General features: G+C 68.3%; 18 protein-coding genes. 11 read left to right on the forward strand and 7 right to left on the reverse strand.

The features are described 5' to 3' along the window. The gene (locus tag KF780_04805) at positions 1-987 is read left to right on the forward strand and encodes a nitronate monooxygenase (protein ID MBX3561114.1); all 987 of its coding nucleotides are present in this window, start codon (positions 1-3) and stop codon (positions 985-987) included. Here the strand turns inward: KF780_04805 and KF780_04810 are convergent. Then, entirely contained in the window at positions 984-1,670 is a 687-nt protein-coding gene (locus tag KF780_04810; protein ID MBX3561115.1) for a hypothetical protein, read from the reverse strand. The genes KF780_04805 and KF780_04810 overlap by 4 nt on opposite strands. 101 nt (positions 1,671-1,771) lie before the next feature. Here KF780_04810 and KF780_04815 point away from each other — a divergent pair, with 101 nt between their 5' ends. From KF780_04815 to tilS, 5 genes are all read left to right on the forward strand, one after another. Then, positions 1,772-2,161: an antibiotic biosynthesis monooxygenase gene (locus KF780_04815; protein ID MBX3561116.1), complete on the forward strand. Its 390-nt coding sequence runs from the start codon at positions 1,772-1,774 to the stop codon at positions 2,159-2,161. 51 nt (positions 2,162-2,212) lie between these two features. After that, a complete protein-coding gene (ptsP, locus tag KF780_04820) occupies positions 2,213-4,486 on the forward strand; it encodes a phosphoenolpyruvate--protein phosphotransferase (protein MBX3561117.1) in 2,274 nt (757 codons plus the stop codon). A gap of 71 nt (positions 4,487-4,557) precedes the next feature. Next, complete coding sequence (locus KF780_04825; protein MBX3561118.1) at positions 4,558-5,367, forward strand: helix-turn-helix domain-containing protein; 810 nt, start codon at positions 4,558-4,560, stop codon at positions 5,365-5,367. Positions 5,368-5,439: 72 nt separating this feature from the next. Continuing rightward, positions 5,440-6,327 carry a tetratricopeptide repeat protein gene (locus tag KF780_04830; GenBank protein ID MBX3561119.1) on the forward strand — a complete coding sequence of 296 codons (888 nt, stop codon included), beginning with the start codon at positions 5,440-5,442 and terminating at the stop codon, positions 6,325-6,327. Between the two features lie 38 nt (positions 6,328-6,365). Further along, positions 6,366-7,331 (forward strand): tRNA lysidine(34) synthetase TilS, encoded by a 966-nt coding sequence (tilS, locus tag KF780_04835; GenBank protein ID MBX3561120.1) that lies wholly within the window; start codon positions 6,366-6,368, stop codon positions 7,329-7,331. 2 nt (positions 7,332-7,333) lie between these two features. On the opposite strand, the gene KF780_04840 is transcribed toward tilS, so the two are convergent. The 4 genes from KF780_04840 to KF780_04855 form a co-directional block, all read right to left on the reverse strand. Then, positions 7,334-7,732, reverse strand: coding sequence for a VOC family protein (locus tag KF780_04840; protein MBX3561121.1), 399 nt, complete (start codon positions 7,730-7,732; stop codon positions 7,334-7,336). Positions 7,733-7,751: 19 nt separating this feature from the next. Then, positions 7,752-8,276 (reverse strand): DUF3617 family protein, encoded by a 525-nt coding sequence (locus KF780_04845; protein ID MBX3561122.1) that lies wholly within the window; start codon positions 8,274-8,276, stop codon positions 7,752-7,754. A 9-nt stretch (positions 8,277-8,285) separates the two neighbouring features. Continuing rightward, positions 8,286-8,813 carry a DUF3617 family protein gene (locus KF780_04850; GenBank protein MBX3561123.1) on the reverse strand — a complete coding sequence of 176 codons (528 nt, stop codon included), beginning with the start codon at positions 8,811-8,813 and terminating at the stop codon, positions 8,286-8,288. Positions 8,814-8,894: 81 nt separating this feature from the next. Next, entirely contained in the window at positions 8,895-9,509 is a 615-nt protein-coding gene (locus KF780_04855) for a DUF3617 domain-containing protein (protein ID MBX3561124.1), read from the reverse strand. Here KF780_04855 and uvrB point away from each other — a divergent pair. Beyond that, entirely contained in the window at positions 9,502-11,706 is a 2,205-nt protein-coding gene (gene uvrB, locus KF780_04860; GenBank protein MBX3561125.1) for an excinuclease ABC subunit UvrB, read from the forward strand. The two genes, KF780_04855 and uvrB, sit on opposite strands and share 8 nt — an antisense overlap. Before the next feature lie 2 nt (positions 11,707-11,708). After that, positions 11,709-12,128 (forward strand): hypothetical protein, encoded by a 420-nt coding sequence (locus KF780_04865; protein MBX3561126.1) that lies wholly within the window; start codon positions 11,709-11,711, stop codon positions 12,126-12,128. Here KF780_04865 and KF780_04870 read toward each other — a convergent pair. Both KF780_04870 and KF780_04875 read right to left on the reverse strand, forming a co-directional pair. Further along, complete coding sequence (locus KF780_04870) at positions 12,112-12,513, reverse strand: DUF1761 domain-containing protein (GenBank protein ID MBX3561127.1); 402 nt, start codon at positions 12,511-12,513, stop codon at positions 12,112-12,114. The two genes, KF780_04865 and KF780_04870, sit on opposite strands and share 17 nt — an antisense overlap. A gap of 25 nt (positions 12,514-12,538) precedes the next feature. Further along, on the reverse strand, positions 12,539-13,147 hold the full coding sequence (locus KF780_04875) for a TetR/AcrR family transcriptional regulator (GenBank protein MBX3561128.1): 609 nt from the start codon (positions 13,145-13,147) through the stop codon (positions 12,539-12,541). 137 nt (positions 13,148-13,284) lie between these two features. Here KF780_04875 and KF780_04880 point away from each other — a divergent pair, with 137 nt between their 5' ends. Genes KF780_04880 through KF780_04890 form a run of 3 tightly spaced genes read left to right on the forward strand, consistent with a single transcriptional unit; the run spans position 13,285 to position 15,948 of the window. Beyond that, positions 13,285-14,748, forward strand: a complete 1,464-nt coding sequence (locus KF780_04880; GenBank protein ID MBX3561129.1) for an amidohydrolase family protein — start codon at positions 13,285-13,287, stop codon at positions 14,746-14,748. Between the two features lie 35 nt (positions 14,749-14,783). After that, a complete protein-coding gene (locus tag KF780_04885) occupies positions 14,784-15,392 on the forward strand; it encodes a hypothetical protein (protein ID MBX3561130.1) in 609 nt (202 codons plus the stop codon). Between the two features lie 34 nt (positions 15,393-15,426). After that, entirely contained in the window at positions 15,427-15,948 is a 522-nt protein-coding gene (locus KF780_04890) for a hypothetical protein (protein MBX3561131.1), read from the forward strand. The last annotated feature ends 143 nt before the right edge of the window (positions 15,949-16,091 follow it).

Here is a 16,091-nt window from a genome sequence, read left to right on the forward strand (position 1 = left end):
ATGGCGCGCGGCGCCGATTTCCTCGGCTGCGACCATGCCGTGCTCGGCGGGGCGATGAGCTGGATTTCGGAGCGCAGCCTGGTGTCCGCGCTCAGCAATGCCGGGGCGTTCGGCGTGATCGCCTGCGGCGCGATGACGCCGGACCTGCTCGACACCGAGATCGCCGAGACCAGGGCGCGCACGTCGCGGCCGTTCGGCGTCAACCTGATCACCATGCACCCGATGCTCTCCGAGCTGACCGACGTCTGCGCGAAGCATGAGGTCGGCCATGTCGTGCTGGCCGGCGGCCTGCCGCCGCCCGGCGCGATCGATCGGATCAAGGGCGGCGGGGCCAAGCTGATCTGTTTCGCCCCCGCTTTGGCGCTGGCCAAGAAGCTGATCCGCTCGGGCGTCGATGCGCTGGTGATCGAGGGGATGGAGGCGGGTGGCCATATCGGCCCCGTCTCGACCTCGGTGCTGGCGCAGGAGATCCTGCCGCCGCTCGCCGCCGAAGTGCCGATCTTCGTCGCCGGCGGCATCGGCCATGGCGGCCTGATCGCCGGCTATCTGGAGATGGGCGCGGCCGGCGTGCAACTGGGCACCCGCTTCGTCTGCGCCACCGAATGCATCGCCCATCCGAATTTCAAGAAGGCGTTCATCCGCGCCTCGGCGCGCGATGCGATCACCAGCGTCCAGATCGATCCGCGCCTCCCCGTCATCCCGGTCCGCGCGCTCAAGAATCGCGAGATGGAGAGCTTCGCCGCCAAGCAGCGCGAGGTCGCCCAGCTGCTGGATGAGGGCGCGGTCGAGATGATGGAGGCCCAGCTCCAGATCGAGCATTACTGGGCGGGCGCGCTGCGTCGCGCGGTGATCGAGGGCGATGTCGAGACCGGCTCGGTGATGGCCGGCCAGTCGGTCGGCATGGTCAAGGACGAGGCGCCGGCCGCGTCCATTCTCGCCCAGCTGATGGACGAGGCGGCGCTCGCCCTAGAGCGCCGCTCGGCTTAGGTACAAAGCGACAGCCAGGCGATCTGCATCACGGTGCCGTCTTCCACGGGAAGGGGGTTGTCCGGATAGTCCTGCCGTTCGGCGATATCGCCTGTTTCGTCGAGCCGGCGCCGCTCGGTCGCGTTGATCGTGCGGCGCGGGCAATCCACGACGAGGCGGAAGATGTTCGCGCTGGGACTCTCGCCCGGATTGGTCAGCCGGAACCAGGCCGATCGGGTCCCGTCCCGTTGCTCGATGCTCGCCGCGTCGATCGCGATCGACTGACCGGATTCGGCGGCGCCCAGATTGAGCCAGGCCGCTGGCTGCGCGACCGGCGAAGGCGGTGCGACCGGAACGGGAGGCGGTGGCGCCGGCTCCGCCGAAATGTCGCAGTCGCGATTCGCCCGTTCGAGCGCGGCCAGGGTCTGGGCGCCCTGCGTCGTTGCAACCCACAGGAGATCGCGCGCCGTCATCTCCGACGTTGTGTAATAGCCTTGCCGGACCGCGCCCGCCGCGGTGGCGAAATCGCGCAGCCGGCGGGGGCTCAGCGTGGTGCCGAGCGTTTCGCCCACACACCGCGTCTGGATCAGCGTGTAGCCGTAACGGATGAGCTGGGGCGTGATGATCGTCGAGCGCGGGCCGACATAGTCGGCGACATGGCCGGCGCACGCGGCGAGCAAACCGGACAGGAGAAGAATGGGCAAGGCACGCATCGGCAGTGTGACTATCAACGCACGGCGGCGATTGCACGTTGCTTGATGGAGTGTGCCGCCACGCTTAACATCCGCCTCCGAAAGGAATGACGATGGGCACAAGACGGCGCGAGCTGCTGGCGGGCGGGCTGGCGCTTGCGCTGGCGGGCATCCCCGCCGTCGCGAGGGCGGAACAAGGGAACGGCATGTTCGGCCTGATCGGCAAGATGCGTGCCGTCGCGGGTGAGCGCGACGCGTTGATCGCGTTACTGCTGGAAGGCACGCAGGCCATGCCCGGCTGCCTTTCCTACATTGTTGCGAAGGATTCGGCGGACGCCGATGCGATCTGGATCACCGAAGTCTGGGATAGTCGCGACAGTCACCGCGCCTCGCTGCAACTGCCCGCGGTGCGGGCGGTCATCGCCCGTGCTCGCCCACTGATCACCGGCTTCGAGAGCGGTACGCAGACAGAGCCGGTGGGAGGCGTGGGGCTGGCGCGTTAAATCCTCACCGGCGCATTGGAAACGCCCGGCGCTTTCTGATAGCGATCGCCCATGCCGACCGCTTCCGTCACGTCCGCCCGTGAAATCCTGACGGGGCTGCATGATGTGATGGCCTCCAGGCTCGGCGCGCAGGCCAAGCTCAACAAGGTCGTCAAGATCATCGCCGAGGCGATGGCGAGCGAGGTCTGCTCGATCTACCTGCTGCGCGACGGCGTCCTGGAGCTGTTCGCCACGGTCGGCCTCAAACAGGAGGCCGTGCACGTCACCAAGCTGGCGCCGGGCGAGGGGCTGGTCGGCACGATCGCGCAGGGCGCCGCCGTGCTCAACCTCGCCGAGGCGGCGAGCCATCCCGAATTCGCCTATCGCCCCGAGACGGGCGAGGAACTCTATCACAGCTTCGCCGGCGTGCCGGTGATCCGCAAGGAGCGGGCGATCGGCGTGCTCGCCGTCCAGCATGCCGATCCGCGCGCCTATGACGAGATCGAGATCGAGGCGCTGCAGACGGTGGCGATGGTGTTGTCCGAGCTGATCGCCAATGCCGGCCTTGCCGATCGCGCCGCCGGCGCCGCCGAATCCGCGCGCGACTCCGGCATGGCGCGCCTGACCGGGCAGCGGCTCGTGACCGGCATGGCGAAGGGCCACGCCGTCTATCACCAGCCGCGTATTCTGATCGAGCACACTGTCGCCGACGATATCGAGGCGGAGCGCCACCGCTTGGTCTCCGCCTTCGGCCGGATGCGCGAGCAGATCGACGCGATGACCGGCCAGGCCGAGTTCGGCACGGTGGGCGAGCATCAGGAGGTGCTCGAGACCTACAAGATGTTCGCCTATGACGAGGGCTGGTCGCGGCGGATCAACGAGGCGATCGAGTCGGGCCTCACCGCCGAGGCGGCGATCGAGCGGGTGCGTCAGCGCATGCAGCAGCGCATGCGCCAGATTTCCGATCCGTTGCTCGCCGACCGGATGCACGATCTCGACGATCTGTCGAACCGGCTGCTGCGCATCGTCTCGGGCCAGCTCGGGACGGCGGCGCAGGGCGGCCTGCCGCAGGACGCGATCCTGATCGCGCGCAATCTGGGGCCGGCCGAGCTGCTCGAATATGACCGGCGCAAGCTGAAGGGCGTCATCCTGGAGGAAGGATCGCTGACCGCTCATGTGACGATCGTCGCCCGCGCGATGGGCGTGCCGATGATCGGTCGGGCGCGCATTGTGCGCCAGCAGATCGCCGAGGGCGATCTCGTGCTGCTCGATGGCGGCGAGGGCAGTGCCTTCGCCCGGCCGACCCCGGCGGTCCATGAGGCGTTCGACGCGCGTTTCGCCGCGGGCCAGAAGCGCCGCGCCGAATATGCCGCAGCCAAGGATTTGCCGCCGGTCACGACGGACGGCGCGCGTATCGCGGTGATGGTCAATGCCGGGCTGCGCGACGACGTCGCCGCGCTCGACGCGGTCGGCGCCGACGGCATCGGCCTGTTCCGCACCGAATTCCAGTTCCTGGTGTCCGCCACCCTGCCGCGCCGGGAGAGCCAGCAGCGGCTCTATCGATCGGTGCTGGAGGCGGCGGGCGGCAGGCCCGTGATCTTCCGCACTGTCGATGTCGGCGGCGACAAGCAGCTCCCCTATCTCCACGCCAGCGAGAATGGCGAGGAGAATCCGGCGATGGGCTGGCGCGCGCTGCGCCTCGCGCTCGATCGCGACACGCTGATGAAGGCGCAGGCGCGCGCGCTGCTCGAGGCGGCGGCGGGCCGCGAGCTGAACATCATGTTCCCGATGGTGTCGGAGCCCTGGGAGTTCGACGCGGCGAAGGCGCTGGTCGAGCAGCAGCGCGCCTGGCTGGCGACGCGGCGCAAGCAGCTGCCCACCCAAATCCGCTACGGTGCGATGCTGGAGGTGCCGGCGCTGGCCGAGATGCTCGATCTGCTGCTGCCGCGGCTCGATTTCATCTCGGTCGGGACCAACGATCTGACGCAATTCCTGTTCGCCGCCGACCGCTCCAATCCCCGCCTCGCCGAGCGCTACGACTGGCTGTCGCCGGCGATCCTGCGCTTCCTGAAGCGGGTCGTGGCGCAGGCCGATGCGCATGATGTCCCGATCGGCGTGTGCGGCGAAATGGGCGGCCGGGCGCTGGAGGCGCTGGCTTTGATCGGCATCGGCATCCGGCGGCTGTCGATCACGCCGGTCGCGGTCGGCCCGATCAAGGCGATGATCCGCTCGCTCGATGCGACGGCGGCGGTCGTCCTCATGGAGGGGTTGCTGGCATCGCCGCCTGCGGACATGCGCGCCGCGCTTGCCGCCTGGGCGGAAAAGAATGGCGTCGCCGTCGGTTGACATTGCCGTCGCACTTCGCCGAAGGCTTGCACCGACCGAGAGGCGTCTAACGAGGAAGCGATAACGGGCAGATGGCGCAAGACGATCCTGAGGACCCGTTCATCCCCCAGACGGTCGGGGATCGGCTGCGGCAGGCGCGCGAGGCGGCGGGCCTCTCGCTCGATCAGGTCGCCGCGCAGACCCGCATCCCGATGCGTCATCTCCAGCATATCGAGCGCGAGGAATGGGACGCGCTGCCCGCCGTCACCTACTGTGTGGGCTTTGTCCGGTCCTACGCCAATGCGATCGGGCTGGACGGCGCCGAGCTGAGCCGCGAGGTGCGGGACAAGCTGGGCGGCCTGCGCACCCCGGTGCAGGCGGCCGAATATTACGAGCCCGCCGATCCGGCCCGGGTGCCGCCGCGCACGCTCGCCATCGTCGCGGCCCTGATCGCGGCCGCCCTGGTCGTCGGCTATCTCGTCTGGCGCGGCACGCTCAACGACGAGGCGCCGCTGCCGGGCGGGGTCACCGTGCCCTTGTCCGAAGCCGAAGCGCCTGCCGCCCCGCCCGCCGCGCCACTGCCGTCGCCGGCCGTGGCCGGGCAGGGCGTGGTGCTGACCGCGACGCAGGAGGTGTGGCTGCGGGTCAGCGACGCTTCGGGCGGTCCGGCCTTGTTCAACGGCACGATGACGCCCGGCCAGACCTTCGATGTGCCGGCGACGGCACAGAATCCGGTGATCCGCACCGGCCGGCCGCAGGTGCTGCGCGTCTCGGTCGGCGGGCGTGACATCGGCCCGCTGGAGCCCGCCGAGCGCACCATCGCCGACGTCAGCCTGCGCGCCGAGGATATCGTCGCCCGGATTCAGGGCGCCGCGACGGCCGCGCAGCCGCCGACGCCCTAACCGCCGCTTCAGGCTGGCGAAAGGCGCCGCCGGCGAGACAAGGTTTCACTTCTTGCGTTTCGGGGATTGATCATGCGTTTCCACCTTCTCGGACTACTTCTCATCGGCGTCGCCATCACGCCGGCGGCGGCGCAGCGCGATCCGGTGGAGCAGCGGGTGAACCGGTTGGAGCAGGAGATGCGCGCGGTGCAACGCCGGGTCTTCCCGGATGGCCGCAGTCAGTTCGTCGAGCCGGAGCTGCGGCCCCAGGCGCCGGCCGGGCCGGGCGGCGTGCCGGCCGGCGATGCGATTTCGAACCTCAATTCCCGGGTCGATGCGGTCGAGGCGCAATTGCGCTCGCTCACCGGCCAGATCGAGGAAAGCGACAATCGCACCCGCCAGCTCGAACGCGAGATCGCCCGGCTGCGCGCCGACCTCGAAGGCCGGCTCGATCGTGTGGAACGGCAGGGTGCGCCGGCGCAGGTTGAGCCGCCGCCGATCGCTTCACCGACCCGCCCGGGACGCGATCCCGCGCCCGTCGCGCCGACGCCAGCGCCAGCGGTGCCCGCCGCGCCGGCAAGTGGGGTACCGGACGATCCCGAAGAAGCCTATAATATCGGGTTCAGGATGTGGAATGCGGGGCAGCATGTCGAAGCGCAGCGCGCGCTCGAAGCGGCCGCCGCACGTCATCCCAACACGCGCTGGACGAGCTGGATGCGCAATTTGCAGGGCCGCGCCGCCCTCGATGCCGGCCAGCCGGCGACCGCGGCCCGCATCCTGCTCGCCAATTACCAGGACAATCCGCGCGGCGAGCGGGCCGCCGACAGCCTTTTCTATCTCGGCCAGTCGCTGACTCGGTTGAACCGGCGTCCGGAAGCCTGTCGGGTCTATGACGAGCTCGCGCAGGTCTATCCCAACATGCGCGATTTCATCCGCACCCGCCTGCCGCAGGCCCGCACCGACGCGCGCTGCGCCAACTAGGCGTTTCCGGCCCGAACGGGCGGGGCTAGGATGAGGGGATGACCGTCCTCCGGCCCGCTCCCGACGTCGTGGCGCGCTTCGGCGCGGATCTCCACGCGCTGGCCGGCGATGCGCCCTGCGCGCTGGGCGTCGCCGTGTCCGGCGGACCGGACAGCATCGCGCTGCTGCTGCTCGCCCATGCCGCGCGGCCGGGCGCCGTGCAAGCGGCCACGGTCGATCACGGCTTGCGCCCCGAAAGCGCGGCCGAAGCCGCCTTCGTCGCCGGGCTTTGCACTCGGCTCGGCGTGCCGCACGTCATTTTGCGCGCCGATGCGCCGCTCGCCGGCAACACCCAGTCTTTTGCGCGCGCGGTGCGCTACCGCCTGCTCGGCGGCTGGTCGCGCGAAGCGGGCCTCGCCTGCCTGCTCACCGCCCACCATGCCGACGACCAGGCGGAAACGCTGTTGATGCGGCTGTTGCGTGGGTCCGGCGTGGCCGGGCTGGCCGGTGTGCGGGCGCGGGCCAGGATCGACGGGATGAAAGTGATCCGACCGCTGCTCGGCTGGCGCCGCGCCGAGCTGGCGGCGGTCGTCGCTGGAGCGGGCATCTCCGCCGTCGACGATCCGAGCAACGACGATCCGCGCTACGATCGCGCTCGGCTGCGCAGCCGGCTCCGCGAGGCGGACTGGCTGGATGCGCCGGCGCTGGCGCGCAGCGCACGCGCGCTGGCCGAAGCGGAGGAAGCGATCGACTGGGCCGTCGGCCGGCTCCATGCGGAGCGCGCGCGCGCCGCAGGTGCGACGCTGCGGATCGACATGCGCGATCTGCCGGCGGAGCTGCGTCGACGGCTTGTCCTGCGCGCGCTCGCCGCCTTGGCGCCGGACGCCGCGCCGCGCGGGGCGGAGGTGGACCGGCTGCTGGCATCGCTGGCGGCGGGACACACAGCGACGCTCGCCGGAATCCGCTGCGATGCGGACGCGGATGTCTGGTGCTTCGCCGCCGCGCCGCCGCGCCGCCGCGGCTGAGCTCAGGCCGGACCGGTCCGGAAGGCGCAGAACTTGTTGCCTTCCGGATCGCGGAAATAGGCGCCGTAAAAGGCCCGCTCGCCCTCCGGCGAACGCAGCCCCGGCGCGCCTTCGTCCGTGCCGCCCAGCTCCAGAGCTCTGGCGTGAAAGGCATCGACCTTCTCGCGGCTGTCCATGACGATCGCGATCATGTTGCCGTTGCCGGCGTTCGCGGGCTGCTGGTTGTAGGGACGGGTGACGGCGATGCCGGGCCGGTGCCAGTCCACGCCGTAGAGAGTGAAGCCGCCCTGATCCTCGGGGAATTCCATCAGGCGCGTGCCCCCGATGAAACCGAACAGGGCGTCATAGAAGCCGCGCGCCTTTTCGAGGTCGTTGGTGCCGATGCAGGCATAGCCGATCATGGTCCCGTTCCTTCCTTTCTCATTCGCCGGCCGGTCTTGCGGGGCAGCCGCCGATCCGCTGTCCCAGCGTCCGCGTTTCGATCTCCATTGTCGCGCCGTCCGGCAAGGGCGTCTCGATCGTCATGTCGAGCCGATAGCTGTCGAGGCGGTAATCGCCGGTCATCCGGGCCAGCGTCTCGCCGCCCTCTGGCTCGGCGCAGCGCATCGTTCCGGTCATCCGGCCATTGCCCATCGCGAAATCCGCATAGACGCAGCCATTGTCGCCACGACCGGCCAGAAAACGCGCGCTGGGCCGCGCCGCTTCTTCCGGTGACAGGCAGGTCCGGTGCTGCCGGCGCGGCCCGATCATGCGGTCGCGGGCCTCGATCGGCAGATTGGGCGCGCGGACCGCGACCACCTCGCTCGCCACGTCCCACAGGCCCGGCGCGATCGCCAGGCCCTTCAGCTCGGCGGCGACCTCGTTCGCCGTCATCTCGCCACGCTGCTGCACGCCGCAGCCCGCCAGCAGGGCGAGCAAGGCGGGCAGCAGCGCGGGCCTTCGCATCGCCTCGCGCTAACCCGCCGGCGCGGCGGCATTGTCTTCGCTGTCGTTCGCTTCCGGCGCGCAATCGCCGGTCCGCCGGCCGGTGACGTTGGCGGAAATCTCGACATCGCCATCGCCGACGAGCACCGTGCGTATCGTGCGCGTGAACTCCACGCCGTCGGCCGTGATCCGCCCTTCCGCGCTGATCGGGATCGATCCCGAAAGCCCTTCGCGCGTACAGGCCAGGGTCACGTTGATCCGGCCGTTGCGGACATAATAGGCGCCATATTCGCAGGCATAGCCCTCGCCGGCGAAGAAGGCGGTCGGCGGACGGGTGTCGGCGCCGACGCACGCGGCGCCGGTGGACCGCGTCCCGACCGGCGTGTCGATCGTGGGTTGGCCCTGGTCGACGCTGCGGAAATCGGTCACTTCGGAAGCCAGCTCCCATTGGCCGGCCACGATCGTCGTGGCCACCGGCGCGGCTTCGTTGACTTCGGCCTCGCCGCCTCCGCAGGCGGTCGCGAACAGCAATGGAAACATGCAGGCAATCGCACGCATCGTCATCCCCTCCCGTTTGTTATGGGGCGGAAACGTAACGAGCGTCGCAAGGCTTGGCTATAGCTGGGGCGACGCCCCGATTCAGCTGGCGGCACAATCCCCAACGCGCTGGGACCGGATGCGGGTTTCGCCGTTCATCGTCATGTCTTGAGCGGTGGTCTGGGTCCGCGAGGTCATCTCGAAGCCCGTGGATGAGAATTGCCCTTCCATTTCGGACCTGACGGTGGTGCCCTCGACAGAGCAGATGATGATGCCGCTGACCCGGCCGTTGCCGATGGTGAAATTCTCCCGCTGGCAGGCGGAATTGTCCGGATTCCCGGCGAAGAATTCGGCGGGAGGCTGGGCGGCCTCTTCCGGAGTCACGCAATGGCGGGTGGTCGTCGCCGGGATGGCCGGCGCGGGCATGCCCGCCGGCATGCCGGGCATTTCCATGCGCAGGATTTCAACCGTCGTTTCCCATTCGCCGGGCTGAAGCGCGGCAAGGGCCGGGCCGGACGCGCCCGTCGCGCCGGTGGAGGCGGAGTCTTCGGCGCCGTTGGCGGCCGCCTCGTTGTCGCTCTGCCCCGAACAGGCGCCGAGCAGCAGCGAGGCGGCGAGAATGGCAGCGGTCGAACGGTAGGTCATGCGTCCCTCCTGTCTTGCGGAAGGGACGCTAGCGCGCGGCGCGCGGAATGGCCATATGGCGGCAATGGCCATTCAGATCCGCACCAGCCTCGATGAGCCGGACACCGGCCAGTCCTTCGTGCCGCATCGCCCACAGCGCCCCGAAAAGACCGAGGCGAGCCGGCCGCTGCGCGTCGTCTCCGACTATCAGCCTTCGGGCGACCAGCCGCAGGCAATCGCCGAGCTGGTCGATCAGGTGAAGGCGGACGAGAAGACGCAGGTCCTGCTCGGGGTCACCGGGTCGGGCAAGACCTTCACTATGGCCAAGGTGATCGAGGCGCTGCAGCGTCCGGCGCTGGTGCTGGCCCCTAACAAGATCCTCGCCGCCCAGCTCTACGGCGAGTTCAAGAGCTTCTTCCCCGACAACGCCGTCGAATATTTCGTCTCCTATTACGATTATTACCAGCCCGAGGCCTATGTGCCCCGGTCGGACACCTACATCGAGAAGGAAAGCTCGGTGAACGAGGCGATCGACCGGATGCGGCACAGCGCCACCCGCGCGCTGCTGGAGCGGGACGACGTGATCATCGTCGCCTCGGTCTCCTGCCTCTACGGCATCGGCTCGGTCGAGACCTACAGCGCGATGATCTTCGACCTCAAGAAGGGCCAGAGCGTCGACCAGCGCGAGATCGTGCGCAAGCTCGTCGCGCTCCAGTACAAGCGCAACGATGCCGGCTTCGCGCGCGGCAATTTCCGGGTGAAGGGCGACAATCTGGAGATATTCCCGTCGCACTATGAGGACAGCGCCTGGCGCATCTCCTTCTTCGGCGACGAGATCGAGGAGATCGTCGAGTTCGATCCGCTGACGGGGAAGAAATCGGCGGCGCTCGACCATGTCCGGGTCTATGCGAACAGCCACTATGTGACCCCCGGCCCGACGCTCAAGCAGGCGATGGAGGCGATCCGCTTCGAACTCGCCGAGCGGCTGAAGGAGCTTCAGACGGAAGGCCGTCTCCTCGAAGCGCAGCGGCTGGAGCAGCGCACCAATTTCGATCTGGAGATGATCGCCGCCACCGGCTCTTGCGCCGGCATCGAGAATTACAGCCGCTTCCTCACCGGCCGCCTGCCGGGCGAGCCGCCGCCGACACTGTTCGAATATCTGCCCGACAATGCCCTGCTCTTCGTCGACGAGAGCCACCAGACCGTGCCGCAAATCGGCGCGATGGCGCGCGGCGATCATCGCCGCAAGATCACGCTCGCCGAATATGGCTTCCGCCTGCCGTCCTGCATCGACAACCGCCCGCTGCGCTTCAACGAATGGGACGTGATGCGCCCGCAGACCGTCGCCGTGTCCGCGACGCCCGGCCCGTGGGAGATGGAGCAGGCGAGCGGCGTCTTCGTCGAGCAGGTGATCCGCCCCACCGGCCTCATCGATCCGCCGGTCGAGATCAAGCCGGTCGAGGATCAGGTGGACGATCTGATCGCCGAGGCGCGGGCGGCGGCGGCCAAGGGCTATCGCACCCTCGTCACCACGCTCACCAAGCGCATGGCGGAGGATTTGACCGAGTTCCTCCACGAAGCGGGCCTGCGCGTGCGCTACATGCACAGCGACGTCGAGACGCTGGAGCGCATCGAGCTGATCCGCGACCTCAGGCTCGGCGTCTATGACGTGCTGGTCGGCATCAACCTGTTGCGCGAAGGGCTCGACATCCCCGAATGTGGCCTGGTCGCGATCCTCGATGCGGACAAGGAGGGCTTCCTGCGCTCCGAAACCTCATTGATCCAGACGATCGGGCGCGCCGCCCGCAACGTCGAAGGCAAGGTCATCCTCTACGCCGACCGCAAGACCGGCTCGATCGAGCGCGCCCTCGCCGAGACCGGCCGCCGCCGCGAGAAGCAGGAGGCCTATAACGCCCTCCACAGCATCACCCCGACGACGATCAAGCGCGACATCGCCGACATCCTGTCCGACGTCTCGAACCGCGATTCCGTGACGATCGACACCGGCGACGAGGACACCCCGCACCTCGTCGGCCACAATCTGCGCGCCTATATCGAGGAGCTGGAAGCCCGCATGCGCAAGGCCGCCGCCGACCTCGAATTCGAGGAAGCCGCCCGCCTGCGCGACGAGATCAGACGGCTGGAGAATGACGAGCTCGGCCTCCCCGACGCGGAGCGCAAGGCGCCGGTCATCGGCCATTCCAACGAGGGCAAGCCGGGGACGCGCAAGATGCGATATGGGAAAACCCAGCGGAAGTGGGCGGGAGGCCGTGGAAGGCGAGGGCAATGAATTTGCCGAAAAGTCGATTGGGTCTACTGGGCTTGGCGTTGGCGCTCGGCGCGCTGATCGTCTTGCTCGGCAATGCGGCAACGGATTTCGTACTCGGGCGGATGCCGCTCGCAGACGGGACGTTGGGGTCGATCGACGTTCCCGACGTCGCGGTCCTGCATCTTGTGTTCACATCAATTCCATTAGTCGTTCTCGCGCTCGTGCGTTCAAGGTCGCGACCGCTATGGGCAATCGCGACCCTGCTGACCGCACTCTTCTCCACCTATTTCGTCTGGCAGATATGGCGGGATTCGCTGGCCGGTTTTGCAGGTGGTGCCAATATCGGCTTGGAGCTCATCATGATGGCTTCGCCGTTCGCCATATTGATCATTGTCGGCATCGTGGCGCTGCTACTTCGCGGCGATGTCAGGCCGATGGATTGAACGCCCCGATGATCGCGCCCATGAGCGTGAATTGCAGGACGAAATAGCCCCCGTTGATCAGCCACAGGCTTAGCGGGCGACGCTCGAACAGGTAATTGACGCCGAGCGCGGTCGCGACCCAGGCGAGGCCGACCGAGCCGCCCGCGAAGACGGCGAATTGCAGGTCGCCCTGGCCGATGAACATGGCGAGCACGAAGGCCTGGATCAGATTCAGCACAAGCGATCCGCCGAAGATGATCGCGGGATTGCCGGATTTGAGCGTCTCTTCGCTCTGCCCGCTCGCCGCCATCCATTGCCGGCCGAACAGCCCAGAATACCAGATGCCGCCGAGCACGAAGGCGGACAGAGCGGCGGTGACCACCGCGATATAATTGACTTCGGGCATTATCTTCCTCCCCCTGTTGGCAGCCTCAGGCCGGCGCCTTCTCCTGTCGGGTCCGGTCCATCAGCATGTCGAAATGCGCGCGCAGCACCGCGATGTTGCGGTCGAAGCTCTCGATGTCGCGATAGGTGCGCGCCTGCATGATCGCGCCTTCCATCACCGTCAACGTGAACTCGGCCAGCCGCCGCCGGTCGAGGTCCGCGGGGAGCCGGTCTCCCGCCGCGTCGAGACAGCGTTCGATCGCGCTCGTCCAGTTGGCGAAATTGATCGCGAGCAGCTCGCGGATCTTCGGGTCCGGCTCGCTGATCTCCAGCGCCAGATTGCCGATCGGGCAGCCACAGGTGCAATCGGTGGTGACGAGCTGGGTGCGATAGCCGCCCAGCAGCGCGAAGATGCGCTCGACGGGATCGTCCACGTTGCCCCATGCGGGCTTCAGCAGCCACTCCTCGATCCCGTCGCGATAGGCTTCCAGCACGGCGATCAGCACGTCCTGCTTGCCGGGGAAGAAATGGTAGAGGCTGCCCGAATGGAGCTGGGTGCGCGACAGGATGTCGGCGATCGATGTGGACTGGAAACCCTTCTCCCAGAACAGCTCCAGGGCGGTCATCACGATGCGTTGGCGAGTATCGACGTTCATCACTTGATTGAGCGCTCAACTAAGTGATTCGTCAAGGGATTTCGCAAGCGGCATCATGTTCCTGTCCAACGCGCCGCGATTGCCTCACAGGCCGGGCGGCGTCACCCTGATCCGCGCGATTCGATGGGAGAGCGAAGATGCGACGCGACGATTTCGATCCCGAAGGCCGGCGGCTGCCGATCAAGATCGATCGGGCCTCCAACGGCGAATATCTGCCGCCTTTGCTTACGCCGACACAAAGGCTGGCGAACCGGCTGGCGCACGAGGCGGCGGGCGAAAATGCCCGGCGGCTCGGACTCGGCCGCCGCGCCTTTCTTGTGTCCGCCGCGGGTGCCGCGACCACCCTGCTCGCCTGCAACCGCGCCGCCGAGGCGAACGGCATGAAGGGCGGCGGCTTCGCGATCGATGCCGAGGCGGCGCTCGATCAGCAGCGGGCCGAAGCGGCGGTCGGCGGCGACGAGTTCATCTTCGACGTGCAGACCCATTGCGTCGAGCCCGCCGGCCGCTGGGCGCAGGGCGCGGACGGCGAGCGCTGGTCGATGGTGCTCCAGCGCGTCTTCGGTCAGGCGTCGAAATGCACGTCCGGCAGCTTCGACTGCTATTCGGCCGAGATGCTGGCGAAGGAGGTGTTTCTCGACAGCGACACGGATGTCGCGGTCGTCTCGGCGCTCTGGGGGCAGCCCAATCCCACCCCTGTCGAATATGCCCATGAGGCGCGTGACATCGTCGCGGCGATCGGCGGGGAGGGCGCCCGCGCGCTGATCCATGGCGGCGTCTTTCCGCAGGAAGCCGGCGCCATCGAGGCGATGGACGAAATGGTCGAGCGCTACCGCGTCGAGGCCTGGAAGCTTTATCCGCAATATGGCTCGAGCGGGCGCGGCATCTGGCTGGACCAAAGCGAAGATGCGAACCGCTTTTACGAGAAAGCACGGCAACTGGGCGTGAAAACGGTTGCGGTCCACAAGGGCGTGCCGCTCGGCGGGCTCGAATATGAATATAGCAGCCCGCGCGACATGGGGCCGGCGGCGCGCGCCAATCCCGATCTCACCTTCCTCGTCTATCATGGCGGGTTCGAGGGCGGGAAAACGGAAGGGGTCTACAATCCGGACAGCCCCGAAGGCGTCGATCGCCTGATCAAGTCGCATCAGGAGGCCGGTTTCCGCCCGAACGAGGGCAATCTCTATGCGGAGATGGGCTCGCTCTGGCGCTATTTCATGACGCGGCCGGAGGAGGCGGCCCATGTGATGGGCAAGCTGCTCAAATATTTCGGACCGGAGCGGATCATGTGGGGCACGGATTCGATCTGGTACGGCAGCCCGCAGGACCAGATCCAGGCGTTCCGCGCCTTCGAGATCAGCGCAGAATTCCAGGAACGTCACGGCTATCCCGCGCTCGACGCGGCGGCGAAGCGGCGGATTTTCGGCCTCAACGGTGCGGCGGTCTACGGCATCGACGTCGCCGCGCTTCACAATCGCGGTTCTCTGGCCGAGCGCCGCGCCGCCTATCGCGCCGATCCCAATCCCAGCTTCGCGACCTTCGGCCCGAAAAGCCGTCGCGAATTCCTCGCGCTATGGGATGCGCGCGGCGGCGTCCCGGGCTAAAGGGGGCGGGAATGGCTCAGCCTGGAAGGACAGACATGCCCCGCTTCGCGCTTCCGATCACTCTTGCGATCCTGCTCGCCGGCTGCGCGCGCTCGGAAGACGCCAGCGTGATCGCCGACATTAACGGCGTCACCCACTCGGTCGAGCGGGTGAGGCCGCCAGTGCTCGATGAGGATGAGCTGGCGCTGGGGAACTGGAACGATTCCCTCCAGGACGAGTTCGCCGCGCTGGAATTCGGGCCGGACGGCGCGGCGCCGGTGTTCAGCCTGCGCTGCGACGGTCGGCGCGGCGCCTTCCTGCAGCGGCATGGCGCGGCGCTCGCCGGCGATCTGCCGACCATGCTGGTGACGGTCGGCAGTGACACGCGCCGTTTCGCCGTCACCAGCGCTGGCGGGACGATCCCGATGTTGCGCGCCACGCTCACCTCCGGCGATCCGTTCCGCCAGACGCTGACCGCCGCCGACAGCCCGATCGTCATCAGGATCGGCGATTCGCCGCCTTTGGCGCTGCCGCCCAGCGAGCGGATCGGCGCTTTCCTGGACGGCTGCGCATCGCCCGAGGGACGCCCCGCCGCGGGCGCGGCATCGGCACCGGCCGAGGCGAATGGTGCCGCGTCCGCCGCGAACGGCGCCGATGGCCAGTGACCCGGCCGCGCCCGAAGGGCTAAGGAACGGCATGATGCGGACGCGCAGGATTTCCGTCGCCGGGCTCGGCCTGCTCTTTCTCGGTCTTGCCGCCTGCGTGCCGCGCGCCGCCGCGCCGCCGCCGGAGCCGGCGCCCCCGCCACCCCCGCCGGCTCCCCCACCGCCCCCGCCCGAACCGGCTCCCGAGCCGCAGGGCGATTGGCGTGACGTGCCGCTCAGCGCGGGCGACTGGTCGCTGCAGGGGCGGACCGCCAGCTTCGGCGCGCCCGGCGCGATGCTTTTCGCCCTGCGTTGCGATGGCGGGCGGGTCAGCCTTGCCCGCCTGGGCGCGAACGGGCGGACGCTGACGGTGCGCACGACTTATGGCGAGCGCGCCTTGCCGGCGAATGGCGAAGGCGATGCGACGGTCGCCACGCTCGCCGCGAACGACGCTTTGCTCGACGAAATCGCGTTCAGCCGGGGCCGTTTCCTGGTGCGGACGGAGGGCGCCGCGCCGCTCTTCCTGCCGGCCTGGCCGGAGACGGCACGGGTGATCGAGGATTGCCGGGGTGCATGAAAAAGGGCGCCAGGGGCGCCCGCGCGAAGCATGGAATCTTATCGGCAAAAAAAACGAGTTCAAGTCTTGATCGCCGATTCGCCGCGACTCATACAGGAGGCAACTTCAACGCAGCGAAAGGAGGTGATCCGATGTCTCATGGT

This window comes from Sphingomonas sp. (assembly GCA_019635535.1).
Taxonomy (GTDB): Bacteria; Pseudomonadota; Alphaproteobacteria; order Sphingomonadales; family Sphingomonadaceae; genus Allosphingosinicella.

What these genes read in the sequence shown, in the direction of transcription:
- KF780_04805 (MBX3561114.1), top strand. Translation starts at nt 1, where the DNA reads ATGGCGCGCGGCGCCGATTTCCTCGGCTGCGACCATGCCGTGCTCGGC.
- KF780_04815 (MBX3561116.1), top strand. Translation starts at nt 1,772, where the DNA reads ATGGGCACAAGACGGCGCGAGCTGCTGGCGGGCGGGCTGGCGCTTGCG.
- ptsP (MBX3561117.1), top strand. Translation starts at nt 2,213, where the DNA reads ATGCCGACCGCTTCCGTCACGTCCGCCCGTGAAATCCTGACGGGGCTG.
- KF780_04825 (MBX3561118.1), top strand. Translation starts at nt 4,558, where the DNA reads ATGGCGCAAGACGATCCTGAGGACCCGTTCATCCCCCAGACGGTCGGG.
- KF780_04830 (MBX3561119.1), top strand. Translation starts at nt 5,440, where the DNA reads ATGCGTTTCCACCTTCTCGGACTACTTCTCATCGGCGTCGCCATCACG.
- tilS (MBX3561120.1), top strand. Translation starts at nt 6,366, where the DNA reads ATGACCGTCCTCCGGCCCGCTCCCGACGTCGTGGCGCGCTTCGGCGCG.
- KF780_04840 (MBX3561121.1), bottom strand. Translation starts at nt 7,732, where the DNA reads ATGATCGGCTATGCCTGCATCGGCACCAACGACCTCGAAAAGGCGCGC.
- KF780_04845 (MBX3561122.1), bottom strand. Translation starts at nt 8,276, where the DNA reads ATGCGAAGGCCCGCGCTGCTGCCCGCCTTGCTCGCCCTGCTGGCGGGC.
- KF780_04850 (MBX3561123.1), bottom strand. Translation starts at nt 8,813, where the DNA reads ATGCGTGCGATTGCCTGCATGTTTCCATTGCTGTTCGCGACCGCCTGC.
- uvrB (MBX3561125.1), top strand. Translation starts at nt 9,502, where the DNA reads ATGGCCATTCAGATCCGCACCAGCCTCGATGAGCCGGACACCGGCCAG.
- KF780_04855 (MBX3561124.1), bottom strand. Translation starts at nt 9,509, where the DNA reads ATGGCCATTGCCGCCATATGGCCATTCCGCGCGCCGCGCGCTAGCGTC.
- KF780_04870 (MBX3561127.1), bottom strand. Translation starts at nt 12,513, where the DNA reads ATGCCCGAAGTCAATTATATCGCGGTGGTCACCGCCGCTCTGTCCGCC.
- KF780_04875 (MBX3561128.1), bottom strand. Translation starts at nt 13,147, where the DNA reads ATGAACGTCGATACTCGCCAACGCATCGTGATGACCGCCCTGGAGCTG.
- KF780_04880 (MBX3561129.1), top strand. Translation starts at nt 13,285, where the DNA reads ATGCGACGCGACGATTTCGATCCCGAAGGCCGGCGGCTGCCGATCAAG.
- KF780_04885 (MBX3561130.1), top strand. Translation starts at nt 14,784, where the DNA reads ATGCCCCGCTTCGCGCTTCCGATCACTCTTGCGATCCTGCTCGCCGGC.
- KF780_04890 (MBX3561131.1), top strand. Translation starts at nt 15,427, where the DNA reads ATGCGGACGCGCAGGATTTCCGTCGCCGGGCTCGGCCTGCTCTTTCTC.